The sequence below is a fragment of the Glutamicibacter mishrai genome (genome assembly GCF_012221945.1).
Classification (GTDB): Bacteria; Actinomycetota; Actinomycetes; order Actinomycetales; family Micrococcaceae; genus Glutamicibacter; species Glutamicibacter mishrai.
The window spans coordinates 2,478,048-2,503,068 of the sequence record NZ_CP032549.1 but is presented as its reverse complement, the minus strand read 5'-3'; the positions used below and the strand labels follow the sequence as shown (position 1 = coordinate 2,503,068).

Below are 25,021 nucleotides of genomic sequence, written 5' to 3'. Positions count from 1 at the left end.
GGAATTTGAGAATCAATAGAATCCTTTCACGGTGGAAGATCGACTTGGCCCGCAGTTCTGGCTCTGTCACCTGAACTACATTTCAACCTGCCACTGGAAGTGATAAGAACTGACTGCCTAGACCTTGCGATCGCATTGGAAGCTGGAAAGCGCGGCGCTGTTCGAGGGCAACAATGAATGCATGCGCTGGAATGCTGGATCCGACGCGCCAATACTTCGCCACCACCCTCATCGGTCATTATGCGCACGCCTATGACGGTCGTTTTGACACATTCTTCATGAGACGAGATACGGAAACGGGCCGGCTGAAATAACAACAGACTTCTCCGTCAGGATCGTAGAAAAACCCAGTGCCGAAAACTAGGTTGCAAAAACATCGTTATCGCAAGGGCATTAGGATTCGATATCTTCTGTAACGACCCTGTAGCGCGGCCATCCGTTCTCATCCAGCCCTATGTTTTCGAGCGCTCCAACTGCAAAACGTGCTTCGCGGTCATCGGGCTCAGGATAGGACATTGGCGGCTTGGCGCGCACCGCCCGGGTCATCAATTTTCGAAGGGCTACAGCAAGAACTCTGCCTAGAATTATCGACACTGAAGGTTCCGGTGTCTTCGCAGGTTCGTAGTGTTTAGTTTTATTGTAGTTTTGGGCGATTGCTTTACTCGCCTCGTAGATACTCAATGGAGAGTTGGTAAAATTCAACCTCGAATGCGCAATGCATCGTAATACGTATGTGTATTGGGTCGGCTTCCCGGGAGAGTTCGTAGTGGGACACCCACTATATGTGAATGTATCGCCGAGAACCGGAGGCAGTTCTTTCCCCAGGCTCTCTGCAGTCATCCCCGCATAGATCACTCGATCAGTACTAGTGAAATGCTCTCGTTCGAGCAATTGAATAAGAGCTCCGGTTTTACCAGCAAGTGAAGAATCAGTTTCTAGCCACGCCTCTAATTTTGATGTCACCACTTCATTAAAATCAATCAAATGATCCACGCCGCGGGGCACGTCATGTTCAGTAGCGAACTGTTCACGAGCGGTACTGAAATGCGTAAATTCTAGCGAGTCGCTCTCCACCTCAAAGTTCAGCTTGTGACCAGAGATCTTTACAGGCTTGCCCGTGGAGATAACCAAGAAATCGCGTAAACGCTTATGAACATTCAGATGATCATCCACGGGAAGTGGACGCTTTGCGTTGGTACTTATCTGACCGTTGGTTTCAATGCTTGCCTGGCCATGATTAGAACGCCCTCGCCAAGGAGTGGATAGCTCTACACTCATGTTCGAAAGAGTGAGATTCTTGCTTGGTGACGTCTCCACACGAATTTCGAATGCTACTGCTTTTCCCGAACCATCTTGTTCCAGCCGAGTGGTCATACTTCCCTGATCAAGCCATTCACCTAAATATTCAATAGTAGAAGTAACTTGAGTTGCTTCAAGCGGCCCTTCTTTATTCTTTGAGACCAAATCATAGATGACTGTCGCAGGGCGCATCGTAATCTCCGAGACACCGGAAAAACGTCGCTTTCGTCTAATAACTACGCAATCAAGGAAAGATGCACTCCCTTCAACTGAACGGAAACACAACACTTCCGGGATGACATCAGCTTGCTTCCACCAGTGTGGATCCTTTTCCCCGAAGATGTCATCTGGGAACGATACGACAAGCAGCGGACCATAGTTTTCATCTATGATCATCTGCCCGTAGAGCAGTTCGTTTTCTTCAATCCCGTCATACACCAACCCAATAGCTGTGTCCCCGAGCTTCATTCCAAATGAGTTCATCACAGCTCCATAGTAATGTTGCACCTCGCCAATCAGGTTCACGGAATGGAGGGGAAATCGTTGACAACTGCCCCCGTGCTGACCTTGGCACTCACCGTAATAATATCGCTTGTATCGAACCCGATAGACTGCAAGACATCTCGCCACGCACCGCTCCTCCATCGAAAGATCCGCGTAAAACCAACGGCCCAGAATTCTCGTAACCATGTGGCGCAACCGCTGCCGTAGAATCTTGTCTAGACCATCGGTGGCGAGACACTTTTGAAGGACCAACGACCAAGCTCATTGGCTACGCCCGCGTTTCCACCAAAGCCCAAGATGCCGATCGGAAAAGCCAGGACCTGCTCGCCGCCGGCGTCCGTCGAGATGATCTCTACATGGACCATGGACTCGCCAGAGCACTGGCCAAACGCCCCGGACAGGACATAGCACTCGACGCGCTGTACCCGAACGACACCCTCGTGATTATTACCCTGGACCGGCTCGGACGCCCCCCAGAAGATGCTCGACCTCGCCCAAGAGCCACGCGAGCGCAATATCGGGCTACGGATGCTGAACCTCGGCGGCGATGACGTGGACACCAAAACCCCAATGGGCGACACGGTATTCACCTTCATGCCCGCCCTCGCCCAAATGGAACTAGAGATCAAACGCGAACGGATCAATGAATCCGTTACCAAACGCCGCACGACTGGCAGGGATCTCGGCGGCCACAGCCCGATCTTCGCCGAATCCCAAAACCGCACTGCAGCCAAACTCATCCAGGCCGGCGAACCGGCAACCCAAGTCGCCAAAGACATGGGTATGTCCAGAGCCACGCTCTACCGCAGGATTGAAGAGCGATAGACTGAAATGCCGACCTGAAGTCGCTTTGAGCCCATGCCCTTCAGCAAGAGAACCTGTCGCCCAAGAAACATATACTGCTACAAACAACTAAAAGAACATCATGGGGTTCATCTAATGGTTCACAAGGTACCTACTGCTCGCATTCGTTTCGATAAGGGATTCTGGGGAACCTCAGGCAGGCTAGTCCTCACGTTGGGAAAGAAGGACTATCTTCTGCGAAAAGCCGCCAGAGCAGAATACGACCACCTCCTTTCACGCCAGTTAGAACAGCCAAAAGTCCTTGCACGGGTCAAAGGCAAAAACTACTGGCTCTTCAAAAACAATATTTATTCCGATCTCGACGATCTCAAAGCCAGCCAAATCTACGCAGTCCTCGAAGCATCCCGTTTGCGGCGGCAACGAAAAGTAGAAAACGCGGTGGCACTCCAAGATCTGAAACACCAGCCAGCGATGCGCCGAGGCATCCCCGACGAGGTCAAATTATTCGTCATGCAAAGAGACGGAGGCCAATGTTGCCATTGCGGTTCCTCGTCCGAACTTCAATACGACCACATCATCCCTGTCTCGCGCGGTGGTAGCAGTAACGCAGAAAATCTCCAGATCCTCTGCGGGCCGTGCAACAGGGCAAAGGGCGCCAACCTCACCGTACGACGCCTCGACTAGAACTACGCAGGCACGTAGCAACTAAACTCGCGAAAGTAGAACACCGCATGCAGATATGGGGCCTCCACAACGACACGCTTACCACCGAGCTGACCAAGGAAAACTTCGTCAGTCTCAGCTGGGACAACATCAATGATCTATCGCAGATCCCCGGCGGGCGCGAGGGGCTCAAAGCCGAGCTCGCGCGAATTACCCCTGAAGAACGCCACAAAGCAATCCCCACCTGGGCCGGAGTGCTCCTTCGCTTCCGCGATGAGTTGCAGATCGGCGACATCATCGTCGCCCCATACAAACCCGACAGCACCATCAACATTGGCGTCGTGAACAGCGACTATTATTTCGATTCCACAGCACCGACCCACCGTCACCGCCGGGGAGTGCAATGGAAGAAGATCGGGCTCTCCCGCACTGTATTTACCCAACCAGCGCTCTACGAGATAGGCTCAGCGCTGACACTCTTTAAAGTCAGCAAGCACACGCACGAATTCCTCGCCGCCCTCAAAACGCGCACAGAAGACGTCGAAAAAGTCACGGAGGTCGTTGAACAAGCCGCTGCACGCAACACCCCCGATGACGACACATCCGATGAGCCCCGTGCATCCAGGATCGAACGCCATACCCGAGACTTCGTCCTCGAAGTACTCCAAGAACGAATAAGCCACCGCCAGTTCGAAGAATTCTCCGCCGACCTCCTGCGGGCCCTGGGATATCAAGCCCGAGTCACTGCCTACTCCCAAGACGGAGGCGTCGATGTCATCGCCCACAAGGATCCCTTGGGCGTCGAGCCGCCCCTGATCAAGGTCCAGTGCAAACACAAGACCGCCACGATCGGCGCTCCTGAAGTGCAGCAACTCATCGGTGTCCAGGGCGCCGGGGAACTCGTCGTGTTCATGACTCTCGGTGCCTACAGCCGCGACGCACTCGCGCTCGAGCGCCAACGGCCAGGACTGCGTCTGATCACCGGTGAAGACATTGTCTCCCTCGTCTTGGAACACTATGCAGCACTGCCCGAGCGCTGGCGATCCCTAATGCCACTTACTCCCCTGCTCGTCGTTTCTGACGCTGCTTCTTAACCATTAGAGAAGGAAATCGATAGTGCAAATCCCAGTTCAGCCTGCGGGCCCTGAATATACTAGCGGACTGGTCGAGTTTTTCTGTGCAGATATTCAAAACCTCACAGAACAACAGCTCACTGCCTACCCTGGCGGTTGGCCGAATCATCTGCCCATGGCTCTCTTAGATGCGGTCTTTTCAATTCGTGCTCAATACACCACGAAATATGGCAAGGGTCTCGCCCCTCGTTTGAAAAAATTCAAAGACACGTACCATCTCGCAGCCCAAGACCTCCATGAATTCTTGAAACTCTCCGAAAGCCAGATATCGGACATCCTCGGGAACGGAGTAACGGCAAACAATCCGAAAGCTCGTGCGGCATTGCAAGTCGCCAACAATCTAGCTAATCTCAAGCTCCACATGGTTTCTGGCGCATAGGATTTCGACCCATCAAATTATGCGCACCGCCACGCCTACCTCGATGTCCACGGGCTAGGCAAAGTGACATTCCGCTATTTCACTATGCTTCTGGGCCATGGAGATGTGAAACCCGATGTGTGGATCATCAGAGCAATTCAGCGAGTGGCTGATACCCACGAAATAGATATTTCCGTCACTCCCACGCTGGCTCGAAAGATCGTGACGAGTGCCCATGCAATCACAGGCCTGGGAGAAACAGTGACTCACTTGGACCATGCCATCTGGCTAAACGAACGAACCAGCGAAGAGAATTGATTACGTTCCGCTTTTCCGAAAACCGGCCACTCGCGGGAATCTCCTTAAATCCTGCTTGCCGGTTTTAAGTTTGCCCGGTCATTTGCCTACGAGTCCCATCAAGGTATCAAAGCTGTCAACTTGCTTGTAAACGACCTCGCCTCGATGTTGCGCGGTGAGCGTTTCGAAGAAGCGGGTCGCGCACTGGATTTTCGCATCCTCTATCCCCTTAAGCTCTAGGCTCGACATGGTGCCTTTAGTCTCTGCCACGAAATAGACATGTTTGACCGCCCCCTCCTCGAAGGCGATGGCCCAGTCGGGGTTGTAATCCCCCACGGGTGTCGGAATAGAGAAGCCCCTCGGGAGCTTTGCGTAGACAGAGACTTCCTTGCTTGTGTCTAGCTTTTCAACGAACTCGCGCTCGACCTTGGAATCCGTCACCACGTAGTCGTAAACGTGCTTGGTAAGCTTTTCGCCGGCCTTCCGGAAATCCTGTGCTGACTGGTTCTCGGTGAAGATCGCCGTGTCGAATCGGTCTTCCAGAGCATCATAGGTCAGGTGTTCGACGATCACAGTCGCCTTCTCCTCGTTGATCAGCCGGGCGGTCTCAGTAATGAACTGCTCCGGGTTTAGCCGGAACTTACCGAAAGTATCCGGACGAATGCCGCGGAGGATGGCTGACACCGTACGTCGGGTGAGCTGGGTCTTCTCAGTGATCTCCCCCAGCAAGTCGTACTTCACCGAGGAGCTCGCCGTAATCTGTTCCGTCTCACGGGCGTGACCAGCAACTTTGAATGCGTTACCGGATTTCAGCTGCTCGGCGTCCACACCAGCGAGTTGCTTGCCGTGTTCAACAACGTACTGAAGACCTGCCACGTTGAGCTTCGAGTCCAGGGCCGTAACGGATTTGGTTATCAGTTCGTTTGAGTCAAATTCGACTTGGTAGACGGCGCGGTGGTTGATCCGTCCCCAGAGTTCTTTGAACTCACGCTTGGCGAAGTTCGCTTCGTTGAGGGGGATCTTCTTCATGGCCCGGTCGTCGCCGCCGATCATGGAGACGTCGAGGTACAGCGCGTCTACCAGCGGCCACACAAAGTCAATGACCGGAGCTAAGATCGGTGAGGTCGGAACCGCGAGGGTGCTATTCTCCTTGGCATCCTTGTAGGCTTCCGAGACGGTATGGTCCTCGTTGAGGTAATCGTTCCTGACGAGGTAGTCGTACAACGCGGTAGCGAGTTCCTTCTCCAGCTGCGACTCGCCCTCGGGAGTCTTGATAGTTTTGCCGGTGAAGAACTCAATCGAAGCCTTGCGCGGGCGCGAGGCCAGGGACTTGGAGATCTCTTCCTGGAGTCCTTTGACGAAGTCCGTGTAGGACTCGTCGGTGACGACGGTCAGCTCGTTGATCTCGTGGACGGTAATCGGGTTATCCATCCGTTCACCATGTTGGTCGACCGAGAGTCGCAAACCGCGTCCGATCTCCTGACGGCGGGAGACGGTATTGTCGGATTTCTTAAGCATGCCCATGACGAACACGTTGGGGTTATCCCAGCCTTCGCGCAGTGCGGAGTGGGAGAAGATGAACCGGACAGGCTCGGCGAAGGACAACAACCGTTCCTTGTTCTTGAGGATCAGGTCGTAGGCATCAGTATCGGTAGACTGGCCCTTGTCGTCCCCACGGCCTGAGACCTTGCCGTCGATCTGCCGCTTGGACCTCTTGTCGATCGAGAAGTATCCCTCATGGACAGCTCCGACTTGATCGCGCCGCAAATAGTTCATGTATTCTGCGGTGGCGTCATCGAGTTCGAGCTCACCGAGTATCTCGGCACGGATGGCTTCGTACTCTTCCTCAAAGGTCCGGGCGTAGTCGCCGAGGGTGTCGCCGTGGGTATCCTCACGGTTGTAGTCGCGGTACTTCACAACTTCGTCGATGAAGAAGAGTGAGAGCACCTTGATGCCCTGGGAGAAGAGCTCTCGCTCCTTGGCGATATGTGCCCGAATGACTTCCCGGATCTGGATGCGGCGTTTTGAGTCCTCGGTGACGTCACGGTCGGCTAGCTGACCTGCGGTGACGATGTCGCCGTTGGAGAGTTCGAGGACGTCACGGGTAGCATCGATATTCGTGATGAACAGTGCGTGGCCGTCGGGTTTGTAGGCTTCAATCCCCATGGAAAGATCGTGGAGGTTGGTGCCTTTCTCAACGATCCTAGTCAATCGCTTGATCGATCCACTCTTGGTCTGGACTTCCAGTTCCACGCGAGCTGTCGGGGCGGCACCCTTCTTCAGGATAATGCTGTCGAGGTACAGATATGCCGTTGAACCTGCAAGACCCTTAACAGTAATGCCGCGGACTGCGATCTTCTTAACGAGCTTCGCGTTATAGGCATCAAGTGCGTCTAGGCGGTGGACCTTGGTGTGTTCGACCTTGTGGGTCGCCGAGTAGCGCAACACAGCAAGGGCGTTGAACTCGGCGAGTGCCTTGAGTGACTTGTCGGCACCGATCTTCTGCGGTTCGTCGATCACGACGATCGGGCGGTTGGCCTTGATTACGTCAATCGGACGTCGCGACTGGAAGTCGTCGAGTTCATCGTAGATTCGACGCTGGTCTTTACCGGTGGCGTTGAAGGCCTGGATGTTGATGATCATCACCTGGACACCTGCGTCCGAACTGAAGCGTTCCAGTTCGTGCAGCTGCTTCGAATCATAAATGAACGAGCGAGGCTTGGTGCCATATAGCGATTGGAAGTGGCCGGCGGTGACATCGAAGGTCTTCTTCACACCTTCGCGGATCGCGATGGAAGGGACGACAATGATGAATTTCGACCACCCGTAGCGTTTGTTCAGTTCCATGAAGGTCTTGATGTAGACATAGGTCTTACCAGTACCGGTTTCCATTTCCACGTCTAGGTTCGGAGCGCCAGGAGCAGCCTTTGAGTCCTTGAGTTCCGAGGATAGCGGCAAGTTCCGCGAACTCTGAACTCGGTGCACGTTCTCCAGCAACTGGGGACGTGACAGTTCGATCGGTGCGTTTGCCAGGCCGGAATCATCGAAGATCCGGTTCTGGCCGGCGCTCGACAGTCCAGGGTCGATTCGGTATGAGGTGCCGTCACGGCGAGGCTGTCCGGCGAAGATCTCAACTACGGAATCGACGGCTTCAGTCTGGTACTCCTGAACCTTGAACTGGAGTTTCAAATCAGATGGTCCTTACCTCTGTAGTGGGAGAAATCTCCTTGAAAATCTGTTCCGCGTTGATCCGTGCCGCGTCCGACTCGAACGCGTCGTCACGGAAAACGGCACGTAGCGGCTCACGCTCTGCTAGGGCCCTGACTACAGCAGGGGTCATGGACTCCGCAAAGCAGGCCAACAGCGCACCATCGTCAACTGCGAAGACCCCACGCCCATCGATCTCTTCACGAACGATCGGCAGGGTGAGCTCCAGACCCCAGTCGAGGATGACCTGAAAAAGGAGGTCTTCGCCTGTGCGGTCTGGTTTGATGCTTGACTCAAGAGATGCCAAGAGATCTTGCTGACTCTCATCTGCCGAGCGGAGCACATCAGCTTGGGAGGTCGAATCCACGCGAAGAGTCCGGAAGCCCACATCAAGATTCGCAGAATCCTGTTCCAAACTCCCGAGAATCTTCTGGCCAGACCTGCGGATTCGTTCACGGCTCACCTGGGCAATGTTTGCATATCCTTGCAGTGCAGCGGTCGATTTCGGCGAAAGCTCCTCAGCAAGCTGCACCATCACGAAGCGACGTTCCCCTCCGTCTTTCGCATTCTGTTCCAGCACAGCGTGAGCCGTCGACGACGATCCAGCAAAGAAGTCTAGGACAATAAAATCTTTAGACCATTCAGCCCAAGGCGGAACAAATATTCCCAAAATCTTCTTAATCAGACTTGTGGGTTTAGGGAAGTCAAAAACGGCGGCACCATCAAAAAGGGCCTTGACCTCTGCCCCGCCAGAATCCGTAGTGCCCGCTACTTCATGCGACCACAAGTCAATAGGCACCATGCCCTCTCCCAGTTCGGAAAGGAACACCTTCAGGCGGGGATATTGCGCTTTTCCATCCTTTCCCCACCACAAACGCCCTTCTCGAACATGGCGCTCATGCTCTGCCTGCCCATGCTTCCAGGCATGAGTCGGATGCTCAACAACAACTCCATCGATCGGACGAACGATCGAATATGATAGATTCGGTCGAGCGCTTCTCGTCGCTGGATTAACATACGAGGAACTCGTCCAAAGTCCACGCTTATCGCCGTCAGGATTCGCATAAATGTCCGAATTCTGAGTTCCGCGGACTTCTTTCACTCGTGCAGCTCTGGAGGAACGGCGGCACAATAGAATTGTGTCCTTTACCGAATAAAACGCATTTGCATTGTTGCTGCGCGTATACCGTTTCTCCCACGCAATATCCGCGATGACATTCTCGTCGCCAAAAATCTCACCTGCGATTGATGCCAGTGTTGCCGCTTCGCTATCGTCGATGCTAATGAACATCAACCCATCCTCGGTCAGCAGATTGCGCGCGAGCTTAAGTCGTGAATACATCATCGACAACCAGTCCGAGTGGAACCGGCCGTTGGACTCCGAGTTCGCCACCAGACGCTCGCCAGCCTCTGAGATCTGTTGGGACTTGGCCAAGTACTCCGCCGTAGACTCGGCGAAGTCGTCAGCATACACGAAGTCGTTGCCTGTGTTATACGGCGGGTCAATGTAGATCAGCTTGACCTTGCCCAGATACGACTCTTGGAGCAATTTGAGTGCGTCGAGGTTGTCACCTTCAATGAAGAGGTTCTCCGTAGTATCGAAGTCCACCGACTCATCACGTACCGGGCGCAGGGTCTTCGCGATCGGCGTGTTCGCTGCGAAAGCCGCCGATCGTTTGCCCGGCCAATCGAGCTGGTACCGCTCCTGCGGACCCTCGACGATGTGGTCGGAGAGTTCCTGGCGGAGGAGATCGAAGTCGATCGAAGGGACCACGTTGCCGCCGGCGTCATGTGCTTCGGTCATGACGTTCGGGAACAGTTCGGCGATCCGCTCTATGTTGCGGACGGTGAGGTCAGGTGAGTGTAGGGTGCGCTTCTCCATCACGCACCAGCCCCAGCGAAGAAGTATGCAGAGCATGCCAAACCGCGCCCACGCGAACTCACGCGGGTGTTCTCGGACCTGCGTAGCGACCACTCAGATTGCCTTGACCTCGGTGAGCGGTGAGAGCTCGCGGAAGATCTGTTCTGCATTGATCCGTGCTGCATCATGCTCGAACTCCTCGTCGAGGAAGACCATGCGCAGCGGTTGCCGGGCGGCAAGTTCGCGGACGAGCCCTTGAGAGAGAGAGAGAGAGAGAGAGAGAGAGAGAGATTCTTTTCTCGTGAGCGGCAACACATCATGAGTGCTCCTTCTTCAACATCGTATATTTCGAAGCCGTCGCGTTCTTCGCGAGTGATTGGCAAGGACAGTTCCAGTCCCGCGTCGAGCATGGCTTGGAAAAGTAGGTCCTCGCCATTGCGGTCAGATTTGATGCTGGATTCCAGCTGCTGAATGTCCAGCTGCTGAAGAGCATCCGCTGAACGCAGGGTATCAGCCTTGGAAGTGGTGTCGATTTTGAGCGACCGGAAGCCACAGTCCAATGACGAAGAACTCGCGGCCATAACAGAACTGGTCAACTGTTCACCGACCCGACGAAGTCGTTCTCGTGCAACGTCAGCAATCGTCGAATAGCCCTCCTGACGATCAGCACCGTCAAGCTTTTCCGGTAGTTGGACGAGCATGAACCGTCGGGTGCCTCCGTCGCCTGCATTGAGCTTCATGACGGCATGAGCAGTTGAACCAGAGCCACCGAAGAAGTCCAGAACCAACGCATCTTTGTCGTCGGCGAGGACAGCCATGAACCACATCGATAACACGTCGACGTCTTTAGGGTAGTCGAAGAACTTCCCTCCCAACAGACTGACAAGCGCATCCCCTGCATTAGCTCGGTCTTGAACCACAACCGGACGGATCGCCTGAGAGCTGGTCTCATTCAGCATCCGCTTGAAGCGCGGAGAAAACGTGTGATCCTTACCGAACAAGATCTTTCCTTGCGCAACGAGATCTTGCATTCGATGCTTCGTATACACCCATCCATTGGGGTGCATCTTAACTGGCTTTCCTGTCTCCGGATGAGGAAGGTCATACATCAGATTTGCGCGAGGGTTCGGGGACCTAAGATCACCTCGGGTGAAGATTCGTCCCTGATCGTCGATCTCGCCGTAAGCCTTCAGCCCCGGCTCAACATCCGGCTTGGTCTTCCACCAGACACGGTAGAGGGCCGTTGCCCGCTCAGCATCGTGGCCCGAATCCTCCCACGCCTTCTTGCCGGCTGCCATCACGTCGTCGTAACCGCGCTTTGGTCCTTTGAATCGGACGTCGAGGTCGACCAAGCTGCGTCGGCTCCGAGCGTAGATCAGCATATAGTCCAGGCCGCCAGACGTGAACCTTGCATCGTTCTTGCCCGAACCCTGCCATACGACGTTCGCGAGGAAGTTCTCACCACCGAACACGGTGTCCAGCAAGTTACGCAAGTTGGCATGTTCCTGGTCGCCAATCGCCACGATGATGACCCCGTCATCGGTCAGCAGATTCCTTGCGAGTTTCAGTCGGGAGTACATCATAGAGAGCCAGTCCGAATGGAACCGGCCGTTCGATTCCGAGTTCGCCACCAGTCGCTCACCAGCCTCCGAAACCTGCTCGGACTTGACGAGGTATTCTGCCGTGGATTCGGCAAAGTCATCCGCGTACACAAAGTCGTTGCCCGTGTTGTAAGGCGGGTCGATGTAGATGAGCTTTACCTTGCCCAAGTACGACTCCTGAAGCAGCTTCAACGCGTCAAGATTGTCCCCCTCGATGAACAAGTTCTTGGTCGTGTCAAAGTCCACAGACTCCTCTCGCACCGGGCGCAGCGTCTTCGCGATCGGGGCGTTCGCTGCGAAAGCCGCTGCACGCTTGCCGGGCCAGTCGAGCTGGTATCGCTCTTGCGGGCCGTCAACTACGTGGTCGGAGAGTTCCTGACGGAGCAGGTCGAAGTCGATAGAGCGCTGCGGCTCTCCTTCTGCATCGACTGTTTCGGTGATGACGTTCGGGAACAGGCCGACGAGGGCTTCAATGTTCGCCGCGGTCAGGTCGCGTGAAGTCATGCGGATCTTCTCCAAGGTTACTTCTCCTGTTCTCGTTGGGCTAGTTTGGTCTTGAGTTGGCGCCGCAGCTCAACCTTGCGGTTGAGCTGCACCTCGGTGCGGAGCTTTCGTTCCAAGGTCACGACCTCGCGGTCCAAACGCCTGATCGTTTCAAGTCGCTCGGCAAGGTCAAGCATTGACTCGCCGGCTTTCATTTCCACTGGGGTGAGCGGTTCCAGCAAGGCGGCGTAGAGCAGCTGAAGGTTGATCGCAGCGGGCAGGTCGGTGCGCTCCTGGTCATACGGCATCCAGTCGGTCGAATAGTAGCCGCTCAGCTTCGGGCTACCTACACCCAGTTGCTTGTGCGCTGCGACCATACGGATGACACCATTGCCGCTTCCCAACTGTGCAGTGGGCCGGGTGACCTCGAAAATCAGCGGGCGCGGAATGGCCTTGTCGATCGCGGTCAGAATGCTGTCGGAGAGGTCTCCGTCCTTCGTGTCGATCCGGAAAACGTCGATCTCGACCAGGTCGTCCACGCCCGGGACGTTGACAGTGTCCACGCTCAGCTTGTGGCTCCACGTGATCTTGGCGACCTCGGCGACGAACTTCTCCTTAGCCCCGGCATGAACGGTGCCCTGGGCATAGAAGCGTTCCTTGGGAATCCGAGTGCCGACAACCGCGTTGGCCGGCCAGTCGAAGAGCACATCAACCATGGAGCAACTCCTGTGTGGGGTCGAGCACGGCGATAAATGCGATGAGTTCGAAGTCATCCAGCCCTGCGATCGTGTTCTTCAACGCAGTGGTCATTCCAGACGTGAAGAGACTATCGATGTCATGTTCGTCGTTAAGATCGATCATGGAACTGATAGCGTCGGTGAGCATCTGGGAATATGCCCCCATCTCCGAACCATCGGCAGTGGCCGCGTTGAATGCCGCTACCGCTTCGAGAACGGGTTCGTCGAAGGAGCGACATCCGGCACGGAGCAAATCAAGCAGGTGCTTGGCCTCGGTATGGTCGGCCACTACATCTCCGTGCTGATCTACGTAGATCAGGTAGTAAGGATGCAGTCGATTGCCTCGGGCTCCGTCCTTACTTCCAAGCTGGTCATCGTCGGTCTGGATGTTACGCAGGGCAAAGATAGCTCCGGGCACAAGTCCCAGATCAGGGTTCGCTGGGACAGCGGCGTGCAAGCCCTTGGGAGTCCCGGCGAGGTCGCCGACCTGACGGGTGTAGCCAACCAGGTCCATGCGGAAGTCGTTGAGGCCGAGGTCGGTGATGGAGACTCCGGAGCGGACGTCTTCGAGTTCGATGACATCGTCCTGGAGCTTGCGCAGCTGCTCGCGGCGGTACGTGGCCTCTGCACTGTTCGGGTCAAGGACGTTGTCATCGCCAGTTCCGGCAAGGTCAGCGATTCGCATCCGGTTCTCTACGCGGTCTTTGAGGTTGATGTACTCGTCGAGGCTTATGTCTGGCCAGAAATTGATAAGTTGGATGACGTCGTTCTTCGATCCGATGCGATCCACACGGCCAAAGCGCTGGATGATTCGCACGGGGTTCCAATGGATGTCATAGTTGATCAGAGTGTCGCAGTCTTGGAGATTCTGGCCTTCGGAAATCACATCGGTGCCGATGAGGACTTCGATTTCGCCAGACTCTCCACGCATAATCTGATCGCGGTGTTTGGATATTGGGGAGAACATGGCCATGATCTCCCCAAAGTCGTAGCTGGTCCCCAATGTAGTTTTCGCACCGCTCTGCCCACCAGTAATCACACCGGTGTGCAATCCAGCGGCTGCCAGGTCCGGGCCAAGTTCGCGATAAAGATATGAAGCGGTGTCGGCAAAGGCGGAGAAGATGAGGATCTTCTTGTTCCCCGGGTTGATTGGAAAGAGTGCTTTATTCGCTATCAGTTCTTTTAGCTTACGAAGCTTCGAGTCATGTTTAGACGTAATGGCGGACATGGCGCTGATGAGTTCACGGAGAGTTTCTCGATCGTGCCATAGATCCGACTGGTACCGATCTACGTCGAGGTCTTCGAGTTCGATTTGTAGGTCACCGATCATAAGCGCAGCGACACCGGCGGATTCCGAGTCTTCAATGTCCAAATCAAGGTCACTATCAACTTCGCTGTTGTCGCAGTTCGTTCCAGTTCCGGAGAGTTGTCGCAGACGTGTATCGATAGTTTGTTCAACCTTGGCCAGCGTAATCCGGAAGGCTTCGACGCTGGATTCTAGGCGCTTGAGCAAGTTGACCGTCATCAGCTGTTTGATGCCTTGTTCACGACCGGCCTGATCAAGGTTGCCGCGAGCGTTGCCATCGGTTGCACGAGATGCGTCTTCATACTTGGCACGTCGTGAAGGGAATACATAACTTAAAGGTCCGTAGACGCCGAGATTAAGCATTTGGATCTGCTCGAAAATCTCGTTGAAGTTTGGCGCTGTTGCTAAGTCAGTGAGCGGTTCACGAATAGCCTGCGGTGGCAGACGCTTGGGAAAGGCGCCGATAGCAGAAGTATCGTAGAAGGCTTCGATGTGCTTGCGGGATCTGGCAATTGTGACGGCGTCTAGAAGTTCAAAGAAGTCAAAGTCGAGCATGGAAAGGATTCGTTCAGTTGTTCGTTCCTCCGCTTCCAACTTTGACCACGCATTGAAGACCGCCTGCGCATCCCTGAACACATGTTCGATGCTGGAGGACAACTTCAGGTGCTCGCTTAGTTGTTCAGAATCTCCCTCATATGCGAGCTGTAGCTGATTTTTCAAGTCATTGAAACGGTTGTTTACCGGAGTCGCCGACAGCATGAGGACCTTAGTCTTCACGCCGTCCTGGATGACTTGTCGCATAAGCCGTTGATAGCGTGATTCTTTGCCTTCAGAGTAGTCCGCGTTGCGGAAGTTGTGGGATTCGTCGATAACGACTAGATCGTAATTACCCCAGTTGATCCGATCGAGATGCAAACCGCCGATGGACTGACCCTTGCTCCGGGAGAGGTCCGTGTGAGCAAGGACGTCATAGCTAAATCGATCCTCCTGAAAGAGGTTCGTCGTGTAATTTGAGTTGTACGTAGTCCAGTTTTCGGCTAGCTTCTTCGGGCAGAGCACCAGCACTGACTTGTTGCGCAGCTCGTAGTACTTGATTACTGCTAACGCTGTGAAGGTTTTGCCTAAACCAACGGAATCGGCCAGAATACAGCCGTTGAATGTCTCAAGCTTATTGATAATGCCAGTGGCAGCGTCCCGCTGGAAGTTGTAGAGGCTCTGCCACACCTTGGTGTTTTCATATCCGGTACGGTCATTAGGTAGCGTATCCTCTGAGATGTCGTCGAGGAACTCGGCGAACAAGTTGTAGAGAATCAAGAAATAGATTCTTGCCGGAGAATTCTCAGTATAGACAGCCGCAATGTGGTCATGAACCGCCTGAGTAACATCAGCAAGATGCCCGGGTGTGTTCCAGATCTGGTCGAAAATGTCGAGAAGTTGTTTAGTCTCTGCCGCACCTTCCAATTTCGTCACCATGCTAGACATGGCGTTTCCTTGTTCATAGCCAAGATCCGCAGTCGTGAAACCTTGAGGTGCGAAGTACCCGGCCCGGTCATCTGCAATCACCATCGGTTGCATCGATTGTCCGGTGGCATTAGAGCGGAATTTCACTTTACGGCGAACCCAGCTGGCACACTCTTTGGCAATTGCCCGCTGCGTTAGCTTGTTACGCAATCGGATCTCAAAGTCGGTGCCATACAAACTCGATTCGGCATGGCCAGAAGGAATAAAGAATTCTTTGCGTTCCTTGGGAATTTTGTCGCCTGTATTCGCAGGCGTGAACGCCGGAGAAGTAAAGACGAACTCCAGCTCGTCTATCTGTTCAAGCTCTTCACGAAGTGCTTCGAAAGCAAAAATAGAGAAAGTAGATGCTGCGATGCGGACTTTCGAACCAGGGCGCAGCTCAGTTTTGAGGTCATCTCCGAGACGCTCTGTTGTGTTACTCATCAAACGCACTCGTCAGCTCTCCCAATCTCTTATACCTATAGCCGATATTCGACCATTGCCCCTCGACCGATTCTATCCTGAGCGCTTCCTGAGAACCCTCATTACTGCTCTGCCGTTTAGGAACAACCATTGACTTCTGTTAATACGTGCAGGTTTGCGTCTTGGGCGGACGCGCTTCAGGAATGAGCAAATAAGTTCGCACAATCTGTAGCTTGCGTCTTTCTTAGTCGATATGTTCGAGCCGTCCCTGCGAAATCCTACGCGTGTAGGCGGCGGAAGATATTGGCTAGGAGAATAACTGAATCAGCAGCAATCCCCGCGTCAGTCCTGGTGGCAGTCTCACGACGATGCTTAACAGCCTGAGCCAGCTCAATGGCAGCACGGGCAAGTTTTCGGATATAGGAGTTCTCAGTGCCTGACACTTCAATTTCTACGAAGCGATCAAATCGTGCTTTGGTACTCGAAACCGAAGGCTCAGGCTTTCCATATTCGCCATGTTTATCTTGAACGTAGACCACCGCAGACAATGCTTCAAGGATCGCAACGCAGTCGTTGCCAACATTGGAGTAGTCCTGTTGCGAGGTTGCAGAATTGAAGTGGCGGCGCATCTCAGCGATCTCTTCATCAACTCGCGGCCAACCTGTAACAGGGTGAGGAGAAATCGGCGTGGCTAGAGTCCAAGTCATGCTGCTGGTCTCACGCTGATCTAAAAGTTCATGTAGCGGCCCGAAGATGCCATCGACCATTTCACGCCGAACTTGCCAACTACCATGACCGCCATTTCGTCGCCAATACTTACGAAACGAGTCAAAGTCATGGAAAGGCATCTCGAAGGATTCTATGCCAAGACGTTTCAGCACGTGAAGGAGCGTTCTGGTAAATAGGACAGAATCTTCATTGTTCAACTTTGAGCCAGAAGTCCCGTAGAGTTCGTACTCATCACGAACGAGATGAGCAAGCGCAACGGCTACCTCAATGTCAGGATGCTCAGGAATGGAACCCTGACTAATCGCTTCGAGAAGTTCCGCATTGAACTCCCGAGTAGCTGTCCGTGGTCCCCAGCCACTGAATGGTGACTCCACCTCTTTATAAAAATCGTCTTCCTTCATAGGAGAAGACTATCTGGGAGATCCGACAGACTAGACGACAAACGGCAACGTCGTTATGCAGCAAGGCACTTGTATAGATAGCTATTCAACTCCCGGGGTCACTTTCTAACCATGGCTTCAACCAGCACAATAGTTCCCATGGACGATGACAACCCGCTGATCCTCAAAGATGTCACCGCTTGGCGCGCATGGTTGGATGAAAACGAAGAAACCAGCGACGGCGTGTGGCTGCTCGTAGCCAAGAAGGGCACCTCCGAACCGACCTCATTAATGGTTGCCGACGCATTGCAGGAAGCCTTGTGCAGTGGGTGGATCGATGGCCAGCGGCGCAGCAACGACGGAAAAACGTTCCTGCAGCGCTACACTCCGAGACGCAAAGCGTCGGTCTGGTCCGAGAAAAATACACAGTTCGTCCAGGGACTAATCGCGCAGGGCAGGATGCGCCCTCGTGGGCAAGCAGAAATCGATAAGGCCAAAGCCGATGGCCGGTGGGACCGCGCCTACCAAGGGCAAGCCACAGCCCAAGTGCCCGAAGACCTACAGCGCGCTCTTGACGCGAACCCGACTGCCAAAGTCGCTTTCGAAGCGCTGAAGTCCCAGCCGCGCTATCATATTCTGCACCAGCTGATGATTGCCAAGACCGAGAAGACCCGGTCGGCAAGACTGGAGAAATTCGTTCGGCAGCTGTCCGAAACATCAGGCTAAGGTGAACAAGCCAGATTCGCCCTAGATCTTTTCAGCAACCAAAAGCGCGAATGGCTATGCAAGAAGAAGCAGGCCTAGGAAACTCATCACAACCGTTTCGCATACAAAGATCAAGGTCTAGCTCACAGGGAAGCGACGAACGGTTGCCCTGGCCAGAAGGCGGCTCCGATCCCTTTGGCCCCAACATCTTAAGCGAGCAGCGTCTAATCTGAGATTCGCCAGCCTGCCACAAGCCCCTGATGTGCTCTCGAAGGCAGTAGAGCGCGGCGGGCAGCTATGAATCGATTGCAGTGACACTTTCTTCTCTGCTATTTTGCAGATCTTCGAAAGTGTTCCGCTTCCTATTCAGCGCCTCGGTTATCATGCCGCCGCTGACATGTACCGCGCCGGCGATTGCCAGCAACGCACCGATTAGCGGGTCGATAAATAGCCCGGCAAGGCCAAGGACGAACACCGTCCAGCCAAGCACTATCAGCGTAGTGGTTCCGACAATCCCTTTGTGAGTCATGGGTTCAGTCTACTAGGTATTTGATCTTCAATCTGGAGTAACTGATGCGGAGTAATGAGTTGGTCACCAGATTCTCCATCCCTGTCAGCCAACGGACACAATAGTCATAGAACCCGAAAGGACATTCTTCTTATGGCATTACGTGTATTGCTCCCCTGGCAGGATCTCGTCGAACAGCTGCAGCTTCCGGGAATCGAACCGATCCTCTGGCACATCGATGATGACCCCAATGAGGCCCCGCCAGCCGACGTGCTGGTCACCGAACGTCCGAGCAATCCGCAGCTGCGTTCGCGAGTCGCCCGTATCAAGGGACTGAAGCATGTCCACCTGCTATCCCTCGGTTACGAGTGGGTGCTGGAGCACCTGCCTGGAGAAGTGACACTAACCAATTCCAAGGGCGCCGTGGAAGATGCCACCGCCGAACACTGCCTCGCCATGATTCTGGCATCCCTGCGCCAGCTGCCGCAGGTCGGACAGCAACAGCGCGAGCGGAACTGGACCCGGACGTGGACCAGCTCGCTGCACGGGTCACAGGTAGTTCTCCTTGGAGCTGGCGGAGTCGGTAGCGAAATCCGTTCGCGGCTCCTGCCCTTCAAGCCTGCCGAGCTCACGTCATTTGCCCGTACCGAACGAGTCCATGAGCAGGGCTTCCCCATTTATTCTCTCGACCGGCTCTGGGCTTTTCTTCCCACTGCCGATGTGGTGATTGTTGCCCTGCCGCATACCCGAGAAACCGAGCAGCTTATCGACGCCGAATTCTTCTCGGCAATGAAGGACGGAGCGCTGCTGGTCAATGTGGGACGCGGGCCCATCGTCGACACCGATGCCCTGTTGCCGGAGCTGCAAGCTGGCAGGCTGAACGCCGCTTTGGATGTCACCGATCCTGAGCCGTTGCCGGCAAACCACGCACTGTGGAGCGCACCGAATTGCATCATCACTCCGCACATGGCCGGAGACACTGGACAGTTCATCTCGCTGGTCTCTGAACTGGCAGTGGAGCAGGTCATCGCCTTTGCGCACGGTGAAGAACTCGCCAACCAAATCATCAATTGAATCGGCGTTAAGCAGTTGATCCCCTAGGCTGGTTTCTACCATGGAATACAGGGCCAAGACACATCAAAGCGGCGGGCGGGATCGCGCCATTGCCGAGCCGAGCTTGAACGATGAGGACGAGTTCCGCGTCGATATCGAGCGCATCCGCTTCTCCCCCTATTTCTCCCGGCTGTCCTCGGTCACCCAGGTGATCCCGCAGGCAGGCTCCGGCACCCTGGTGCACAACCGGCTGACGCATTCGCTGAAGGTCTCGGCTGTGGCCCGCTCCATCGCGATCCGGCTGCGTAATGCTGATGAATCAACTAGAAGACTCGTCGACCATTTGGGTGGCTGTGATCCGGTAGTCGTGCAGGCCGCCGCGGCGGCCCACGACCTGGGGCACCCGCCCTTCGGGCACCTCGGCGAGCTGGAGCTGGACCGCGTGGCCCGGGGAACGCTGAACCTGCCCGACGGCTTCGAGGGCAATGCCCAGACCTTCCGCATCCTCACCGCACTGGACAGCTGCGACGCCACCGCCCGCGGCATGAACCTCACCCGCGCGGTGCGCGCCGCCGTGCTGAAGTACCCGTGGACCCGCAATGAATGGCGCGCCCTGGCCCCGCTAGCCCCGGAGATGCTGCCGCGCGGCGTGGGGACCGACCCGGCGGCAGGGGCATTGAAATATTCGGCCTACGATATCGATGCCCACGAGATGGCCGATGTGCTCTCGGTGTTCCCCAACATCGGCCAGCACCAGCAGACCCTTGAGAGCTCGGTCATGGACATCGCCGATGACATTGCCTATGCCGTGCACGATTTGGACGACTTCTACCGCGCCGGGGTACTGCAGTACACCACCGTCTCAGCGGAATTGCGCGCATGGCTGGAAAACACGGCGAGCCTAGGACAGCTAAAGCAGGCCGACATCGATGCCCGACGCCCGGGACACGCCTTGGAGCAAACCTGGCGGCGGGCGCTGGCCAAGGATCCGTGGATCGCCGATGCGCAAGCATTCCGCGAATCCGTAGAACGGGTAGGCCATGACCTGGTCGACGGGCTGCTGGCAGTCCCCTACGACGGAGGGCTAGAAGCGGATCGCGCGGTCACCGCGTTCACCCGCCGCTGGATCGAACGGCTTCAGACCTCGGTGACTGTCGAGCGGACCCCCACCGTGCGCAGCGGCCACGTCCGGTTGGGTGATGAGGCCTGGCATGACGTGATCGTGCTGAAATTCGTCCACTCGCGCTTTGTGCTCGAGCGCCCGGATTTGGCCGTGTACCAGCGCGGGCAGACCCGGATCATCCGCTCACTGGCCGAAGGCTTCCACGGCTGGCTCAATGATCCCGATGATGCCGGCCGCGCCCCGCGCCGGCTGCTCGATTCGGTCGAAGCCACCACGCAGGAGTACCGGAATCTGCGCGAGCTATCCCCCGAGCTATTCCGCCAAGCAGGACCGGACGAGGTGCAGCGTCTGGGCCAGTCCCGCGCCATCGTGGATTACATCGCCTCGTTCACGGATGCCCAGGCGGTCTCGCTCAATGCCTTGCTGACCGGCACTGCTGATAATTTGTGGGAGGCTGGTCGCGGGCTTTAGGAATCCTGGAATTCATCCAACGAACAACAGACTAAACAGCGAGTGCAAGCTCCGCCAGCTCTTCGGCAATGATCATTTGCATCAGCGAGTGAGTCTGTGCCGGATCAATCCCAGCGTTGAAGTGGCGTGCCATGAGTACGGCTATCCGGTCCGCAGCCTCGTTATAGCAATTTCCGTTGTGCCCACGCACCCATACAGCTCGGGTACGTCCCCTACGGCGGGCTATCGCAATTTCGAGTGCTACATGGTGCGCTTGTCTGGACCGAAGTCTTCCGGCCACAATGTCATTTATTGAGTTCACCAAGGCTCGACTGTCACTAAAAATAGCGAGGTCGGATTCGGACGGGGTGTATCGCAAAGCTAATAACGCGCCGGTAGTCTCCGCCATCAACGAACTTCGAGAGAAATTCCTTGGTGAAATCTGCGAGGCCCAGTGTCCCTGCATGGTCACCATTGCGCCTGCTCCACGGTCTCTTCCATGGTGCGGTAGCGAACCATCTGTATAGGCAACGACTGAAGACCGTGAGCGATACCCTGCGATGCGTGGCGTTAAGGCATCTTGGTTTGCTTGCGTCGCTTGTTCTAAGTTGATTCCGAAAAGCCAGGACGGATTTAGGCAGAAGACGGGGTTAGCCGACAAATCGTTCAATCCAAGACCATCACGATTTGAAATCAGAAGATCTATGGAAGCAGGACTAACGATCCGACTCGTTCCTGTAAATTCGGCAATCAAATCCAGAATTGCTGTCCCTAACTCACCACTCTTGCAAGCTCCGGAAAGCGTAACTACAGGACGGTGGTTGGTGTCGCAGAGAGTCACGGCAAAGTCGAAATGCAAACCACGTTCACTGCGTTGCGCTAAATGCCCATCAAGAACTACTGCAGCAGAAAAGGGCACATAAGCGTGCTTAGCCCCTGAAGGATCGCAGGTATAGGGCACGCGATCTACAACAGCGAGGATCCGAGTTGGCTGGACCTGGCGTTGCGCCGAAGTAAACCGCCGCACTCCGTCCGGGTCCCGAACAATGGACATTTGAGATCCTGGGAAATGAGCATGCATCATTCCTCCTCGCGCGACCAAAAGACTTGAGAACGATACTACTGACAACTTCCCACAAAATGGTTTCTCACGCGTTAATTAATGGATTGTTTTATCGAATAGTTACCTTCTTCGTTGAGCAATTCTAAAAAATCTACATCACACTTCCCGGACTTTCCGTTGGTATCACATTTATCCCGCAACTTAAAATCATTGGCCGCCGCTCATTTCCATGAGCAGCGGCCAACGGCATCCGTTCGATGCCTGCGGTCTTAAGCTTAGAGACCCAGGCTACGGATTAGTTCTACCAAGGTTGCAAGGAGATCACTCAACATCAAATTACCTCATTCGTTCTAGTCATGTAGTTAATTCGCGTCAGCACGAACAGCTCGTCCTGACAATTAAGACACTAGTGCAAAAACGTCCTGACAATGGGTAATTTACGAAAAATTAGACACTTTTTACATGGAAGTAATAAGTCCTTTACACGGTTAATACCCAAGGCAGGCGAATTACTGGGGCGATCGAAAACGAATCCATCATCCTCTTGCCTAGAGTGCTATCGCTGAGGAAACGTCCAACTAGTCCCAACACCCTGGCAAGCAAGCACACGGGTCAGGTCCCTCCAATATGGCTTCCATGTCGCACCGACCTTTCACGCAACCACATCAGCCGGCGTCTTAGCATGGTCGGATTGGTGTTGTTGGTCCGAGGAAACCGCGAGGCTCGATTCGCTCTTCACTGGCTTATTGTCCTACTCAGTAGATTCGTCATTTTCGAATGACCCGTATCATCGGTGGATACGATGGCAGTGTGAAAATTCGTGGAACTCCTGCTCGACCCCTACCGCTGGTTCGCGCATGGTCCTGGGTCCAAGACAGCAGATGGGCACTGTATTCAATAGGGCACGGAATTTTTCGTCCGCAGTTACCCGCCTCCTACGCCAGCGGAGCTCGTGGCCGGTGCTGATCATCCCCGGTGTCTTCGAAAACTGGACGATGATGCGCAGGCTATGCGACCGCATCAATGCGGACGGACATCCTGTGCACGTACTACTGGGACTGAACCGCAATACGATTCCGGTGGTGCAAGCCGCTGCCGTCACCGCGGCCTACCTACGGGAGAACTCGCTCGATCAGATCATTGTGCTCGCGCATAGCAAGGGTGGGTTGATTGGCAAATATTTGCTAGTCAAAGATCCGTCGGTATCGATTAAACACCTGATCGCCATCGCGACACCTTTCGCCGGTTCGCCCTATGCTCGCCTGGTTCGACACGCTGTGATCTCGGGATTCAGGGAGGATGACGCATTGCTCCGAGAGCTCGGCGCGCAGGAATCGATTAACGCAAGGATCACCACGATCACACCCGCTTTTGATCCTTACATTCCTGCCGGTTCAACCTTAGAAGGAGCCCAAAATTATCGGGTGGCTTCCTCAGGGCACTTCCGGGTGTTGGGTGACCCCGCCGTCGCGAATCTGGTGCTACGTGCCATTGCGCAGGCATCAAGTTCCAAGATGTAGATCACTATTCGCCCCACAACGACAATATGCCGCTTGACCCTTTTTCAATAGCCAAGCGGCATATCGTTCAGGAAGTATTGCTCTATCATTTCAAAAACTGTCGACCAACCCTCAGGTCTTGCAACCAAACAACCGTGACCCGAGTCGCCCCTCAAACCCCGTAACCGTCATTTCAGCCAGAACCTGGCACAGAGCCACCTAATGTCGTTCTATCGATTCGTCGTTAGCCAACGATTCACCCTTCGGTTGCTCGCCGTCTAATCGGCCGTTTTCATCAAAACTTCATCGTAAATAGCAGCGTCAATCAGCTCATGCCGCAGCGCGTCGCCCACTTCGTCCCAAGTTCCGTCCAGGCTCTCTTCGTACTCGCCGTACTCGTTCGCCCAAGAGGTCGGTTTATATGGCCACTCGACCAGCAGACGCACCACTTCGGCACGGTCAATAAATCCTGCCGCGTACCGCTGGCACATCTCATAAGGGCTTGCAGCATTGAACTCCCCAACCACTGCCGGAACAGCTTGGGCACGCTGCAACGCCTTCGCCACCGCTGGCTGGGACATACCCAGCAGCGCCGCCATCTCACGCTGAGTCATCCCACCAGCGGCAGCCTTCAAAGTGCGCTTGTAATCCAGTGCGTCAACTTCCACACGCTGCCGAGCTTTCAACAGCAGCGCGCGCATTTCTTCATGCTGCGGACGTTTCATTAGCTGACCCATAACAACCTCCTAAACCTCGGAACAAACATTCCCTCACTTGAACGATAACATTAGTTATCACCTTGGTTTAAGGGTTTATGACCGATATTGCGCGGTAGATGCTCGCTGTACTGACACCAAGAATCTTGACAATCTGCGCATAGCTCTTCCCTTCTTCGCGCATCTGCCGCGCCGTGGCGGTGCGGTCTGCATCCATGACGCGCGGTCTCCCTCCGACCCTGCCCTGGGCGCGCGTGCACTAATCCCCTGCGAGGGTTTTCCTTGATCATGGAAACACGCAGCTACGCCATCACTGCCATGATGTCCACAATGACTTCACCCATAGGCGTAGATATGTCCACGTCCAAGAATGGCTCTGTAAGACTCTTGCTCCGTATACCGCGCTCCCCCAACTCGCGGATAATCTCAATGGCCATTCTCTCTTCGCCTGCCACCTGATCCAGGGCACGGATGATCAATGTACCCCGGCTGCAATTGAGCCTGCACGCGGTCCACTGCTGCCGCGCAGCTTCCCGTCTCGACTCCCCACGATCAGTAAAGACTTACTCGGCTCCGGCCGCGCGCAGCTCTGCCGCTTCCGATTCCGGTTTCTGCTCGC

Annotated in this window: 18 protein-coding genes and 2 pseudogenes; 8 read left to right on the top strand and 12 right to left on the bottom strand. The window is 54.9% G+C overall.

Translation table 11 applies throughout. The annotated features are described in order from the left end of the window. Positions 1 to 393 precede the first annotated feature (393 nt). Positions 394 to 1,782 carry an ApeA N-terminal domain 1-containing protein gene (locus tag D3791_RS11790; protein WP_172512314.1) on the bottom strand — a complete coding sequence of 463 codons (1,389 nt, stop codon included), beginning with the start codon at positions 1,780 to 1,782 and terminating at the stop codon, positions 394 to 396. A 284-nt stretch (positions 1,783 to 2,066) separates the two neighbouring features. On the opposite strand from D3791_RS11790, the pseudogene D3791_RS11785 reads away from it, so the two are divergent. The 4 genes and pseudogenes from D3791_RS11785 to D3791_RS11770 all read left to right on the top strand — a co-directional run bounded on the left by D3791_RS11785 (position 2,067) and on the right by D3791_RS11770 (position 4,782). Next, positions 2,067 to 2,628 (top strand): annotated as a pseudogene (locus D3791_RS11785) (recombinase family protein). 192 nt (positions 2,629 to 2,820) lie between these two features. Next, positions 2,821 to 3,291, top strand: a complete 471-nt coding sequence (locus D3791_RS11780; RefSeq protein WP_246242051.1) for an HNH endonuclease — start codon at positions 2,821 to 2,823, stop codon at positions 3,289 to 3,291. A gap of 47 nt (positions 3,292 to 3,338) precedes the next feature. Continuing rightward, positions 3,339 to 4,364, top strand: coding sequence for a restriction endonuclease (locus D3791_RS11775; RefSeq protein ID WP_172512312.1), 1,026 nt, complete (start codon positions 3,339 to 3,341; stop codon positions 4,362 to 4,364). Between the two features lie 22 nt (positions 4,365 to 4,386). After that, entirely contained in the window at positions 4,387 to 4,782 is a 396-nt protein-coding gene (locus D3791_RS11770; RefSeq protein ID WP_172512311.1) for a hypothetical protein, read from the top strand. Positions 4,783 to 5,157: 375 nt separating this feature from the next. Here D3791_RS11770 and D3791_RS11765 read toward each other — a convergent pair whose 3' ends face one another. The 6 genes from D3791_RS11765 to D3791_RS11740 form a co-directional block, all read right to left on the bottom strand. Then, positions 5,158 to 8,247, bottom strand: a complete 3,090-nt coding sequence (locus D3791_RS11765) for a type III restriction-modification system endonuclease (RefSeq protein ID WP_172512310.1) — start codon at positions 8,245 to 8,247, stop codon at positions 5,158 to 5,160. A gap of 1 nt (position 8,248) precedes the next feature. Continuing rightward, positions 8,249 to 10,147 (bottom strand): site-specific DNA-methyltransferase, encoded by a 1,899-nt coding sequence (locus D3791_RS11760; protein WP_172512309.1) that lies wholly within the window; start codon positions 10,145 to 10,147, stop codon positions 8,249 to 8,251. Continuing rightward, on the bottom strand, positions 10,147 to 12,231 hold the full coding sequence (locus D3791_RS11755; protein WP_216847345.1) for a site-specific DNA-methyltransferase: 2,085 nt from the start codon (positions 12,229 to 12,231) through the stop codon (positions 10,147 to 10,149). Before D3791_RS11755 ends, D3791_RS11760 begins: the two co-directional genes overlap by 1 nt. Positions 12,232 to 12,248: 17 nt before the next feature. Next, positions 12,249 to 12,926 (bottom strand): DUF4391 domain-containing protein, encoded by a 678-nt coding sequence (locus D3791_RS11750; protein ID WP_172512307.1) that lies wholly within the window; start codon positions 12,924 to 12,926, stop codon positions 12,249 to 12,251. Next, positions 12,919 to 16,197: a helicase-related protein gene (locus tag D3791_RS11745; RefSeq protein WP_246242049.1), complete on the bottom strand. Its 3,279-nt coding sequence runs from the start codon at positions 16,195 to 16,197 to the stop codon at positions 12,919 to 12,921. The genes D3791_RS11750 and D3791_RS11745 overlap by 8 nt, the downstream gene beginning before the upstream one ends. A 257-nt stretch (positions 16,198 to 16,454) precedes the next feature. Further along, positions 16,455 to 17,306, bottom strand: coding sequence for a hypothetical protein (locus tag D3791_RS11740; RefSeq protein ID WP_172512305.1), 852 nt, complete (start codon positions 17,304 to 17,306; stop codon positions 16,455 to 16,457). A gap of 111 nt (positions 17,307 to 17,417) precedes the next feature. Between D3791_RS11740 and D3791_RS11735 the strand changes: the two genes are divergently transcribed. Further along, positions 17,418 to 18,011, top strand: coding sequence for a YdeI/OmpD-associated family protein (locus tag D3791_RS11735; RefSeq protein WP_246242046.1), 594 nt, complete (start codon positions 17,418 to 17,420; stop codon positions 18,009 to 18,011). Positions 18,012 to 18,285: 274 nt separating this feature from the next. Here the strand turns inward: D3791_RS11735 and D3791_RS11730 are convergent, their stop codons facing one another. Further along, a complete protein-coding gene (locus D3791_RS11730; RefSeq protein ID WP_172512304.1) occupies positions 18,286 to 18,519 on the bottom strand; it encodes a hypothetical protein in 234 nt (77 codons plus the stop codon). Positions 18,520 to 18,651: 132 nt separating this feature from the next. Between D3791_RS11730 and D3791_RS11725 the strand changes: the two genes are divergently transcribed. Further along, the gene (locus D3791_RS11725) at positions 18,652 to 19,572 is read left to right on the top strand and encodes a 2-hydroxyacid dehydrogenase (protein ID WP_172512303.1); all 921 of its coding nucleotides are present in this window, start codon (positions 18,652 to 18,654) and stop codon (positions 19,570 to 19,572) included. 40 nt (positions 19,573 to 19,612) lie between these two features. Continuing rightward, positions 19,613 to 21,145: a deoxyguanosinetriphosphate triphosphohydrolase family protein gene (locus tag D3791_RS11720; RefSeq protein ID WP_172512302.1), complete on the top strand. Its 1,533-nt coding sequence runs from the start codon at positions 19,613 to 19,615 to the stop codon at positions 21,143 to 21,145. A 31-nt stretch (positions 21,146 to 21,176) separates the two neighbouring features. On the opposite strand, the gene D3791_RS11715 is transcribed toward D3791_RS11720, so the two are convergent. Continuing rightward, positions 21,177 to 22,178: an RNase H family protein gene (locus D3791_RS11715; protein ID WP_172512301.1), complete on the bottom strand. Its 1,002-nt coding sequence runs from the start codon at positions 22,176 to 22,178 to the stop codon at positions 21,177 to 21,179. A 968-nt stretch (positions 22,179 to 23,146) separates the two neighbouring features. On the opposite strand from D3791_RS11715, the gene D3791_RS11710 reads away from it, so the two are divergent. Further along, positions 23,147 to 23,707: an esterase/lipase family protein gene (locus D3791_RS11710; protein ID WP_172512300.1), complete on the top strand. Its 561-nt coding sequence runs from the start codon at positions 23,147 to 23,149 to the stop codon at positions 23,705 to 23,707. A gap of 257 nt (positions 23,708 to 23,964) precedes the next feature. On the opposite strand, the gene D3791_RS11705 is transcribed toward D3791_RS11710, so the two are convergent. The 3 genes and pseudogenes from D3791_RS11705 to D3791_RS16780 form a co-directional block, all read right to left on the bottom strand. Beyond that, a complete protein-coding gene (locus D3791_RS11705) occupies positions 23,965 to 24,423 on the bottom strand; it encodes a hypothetical protein (protein WP_172512299.1) in 459 nt (152 codons plus the stop codon). 67 nt (positions 24,424 to 24,490) lie between these two features. Further along, positions 24,491 to 24,619 (bottom strand): helix-turn-helix domain-containing protein, encoded by a 129-nt coding sequence (locus D3791_RS16785; protein ID WP_246242045.1) that lies wholly within the window; start codon positions 24,617 to 24,619, stop codon positions 24,491 to 24,493. Positions 24,620 to 24,704: 85 nt separating this feature from the next. After that, positions 24,705 to 24,902, bottom strand: a pseudogene (locus tag D3791_RS16780) (recombinase family protein); the annotation flags it as partial. Positions 24,903 to 25,021: the final 119 nt, after the last annotated feature.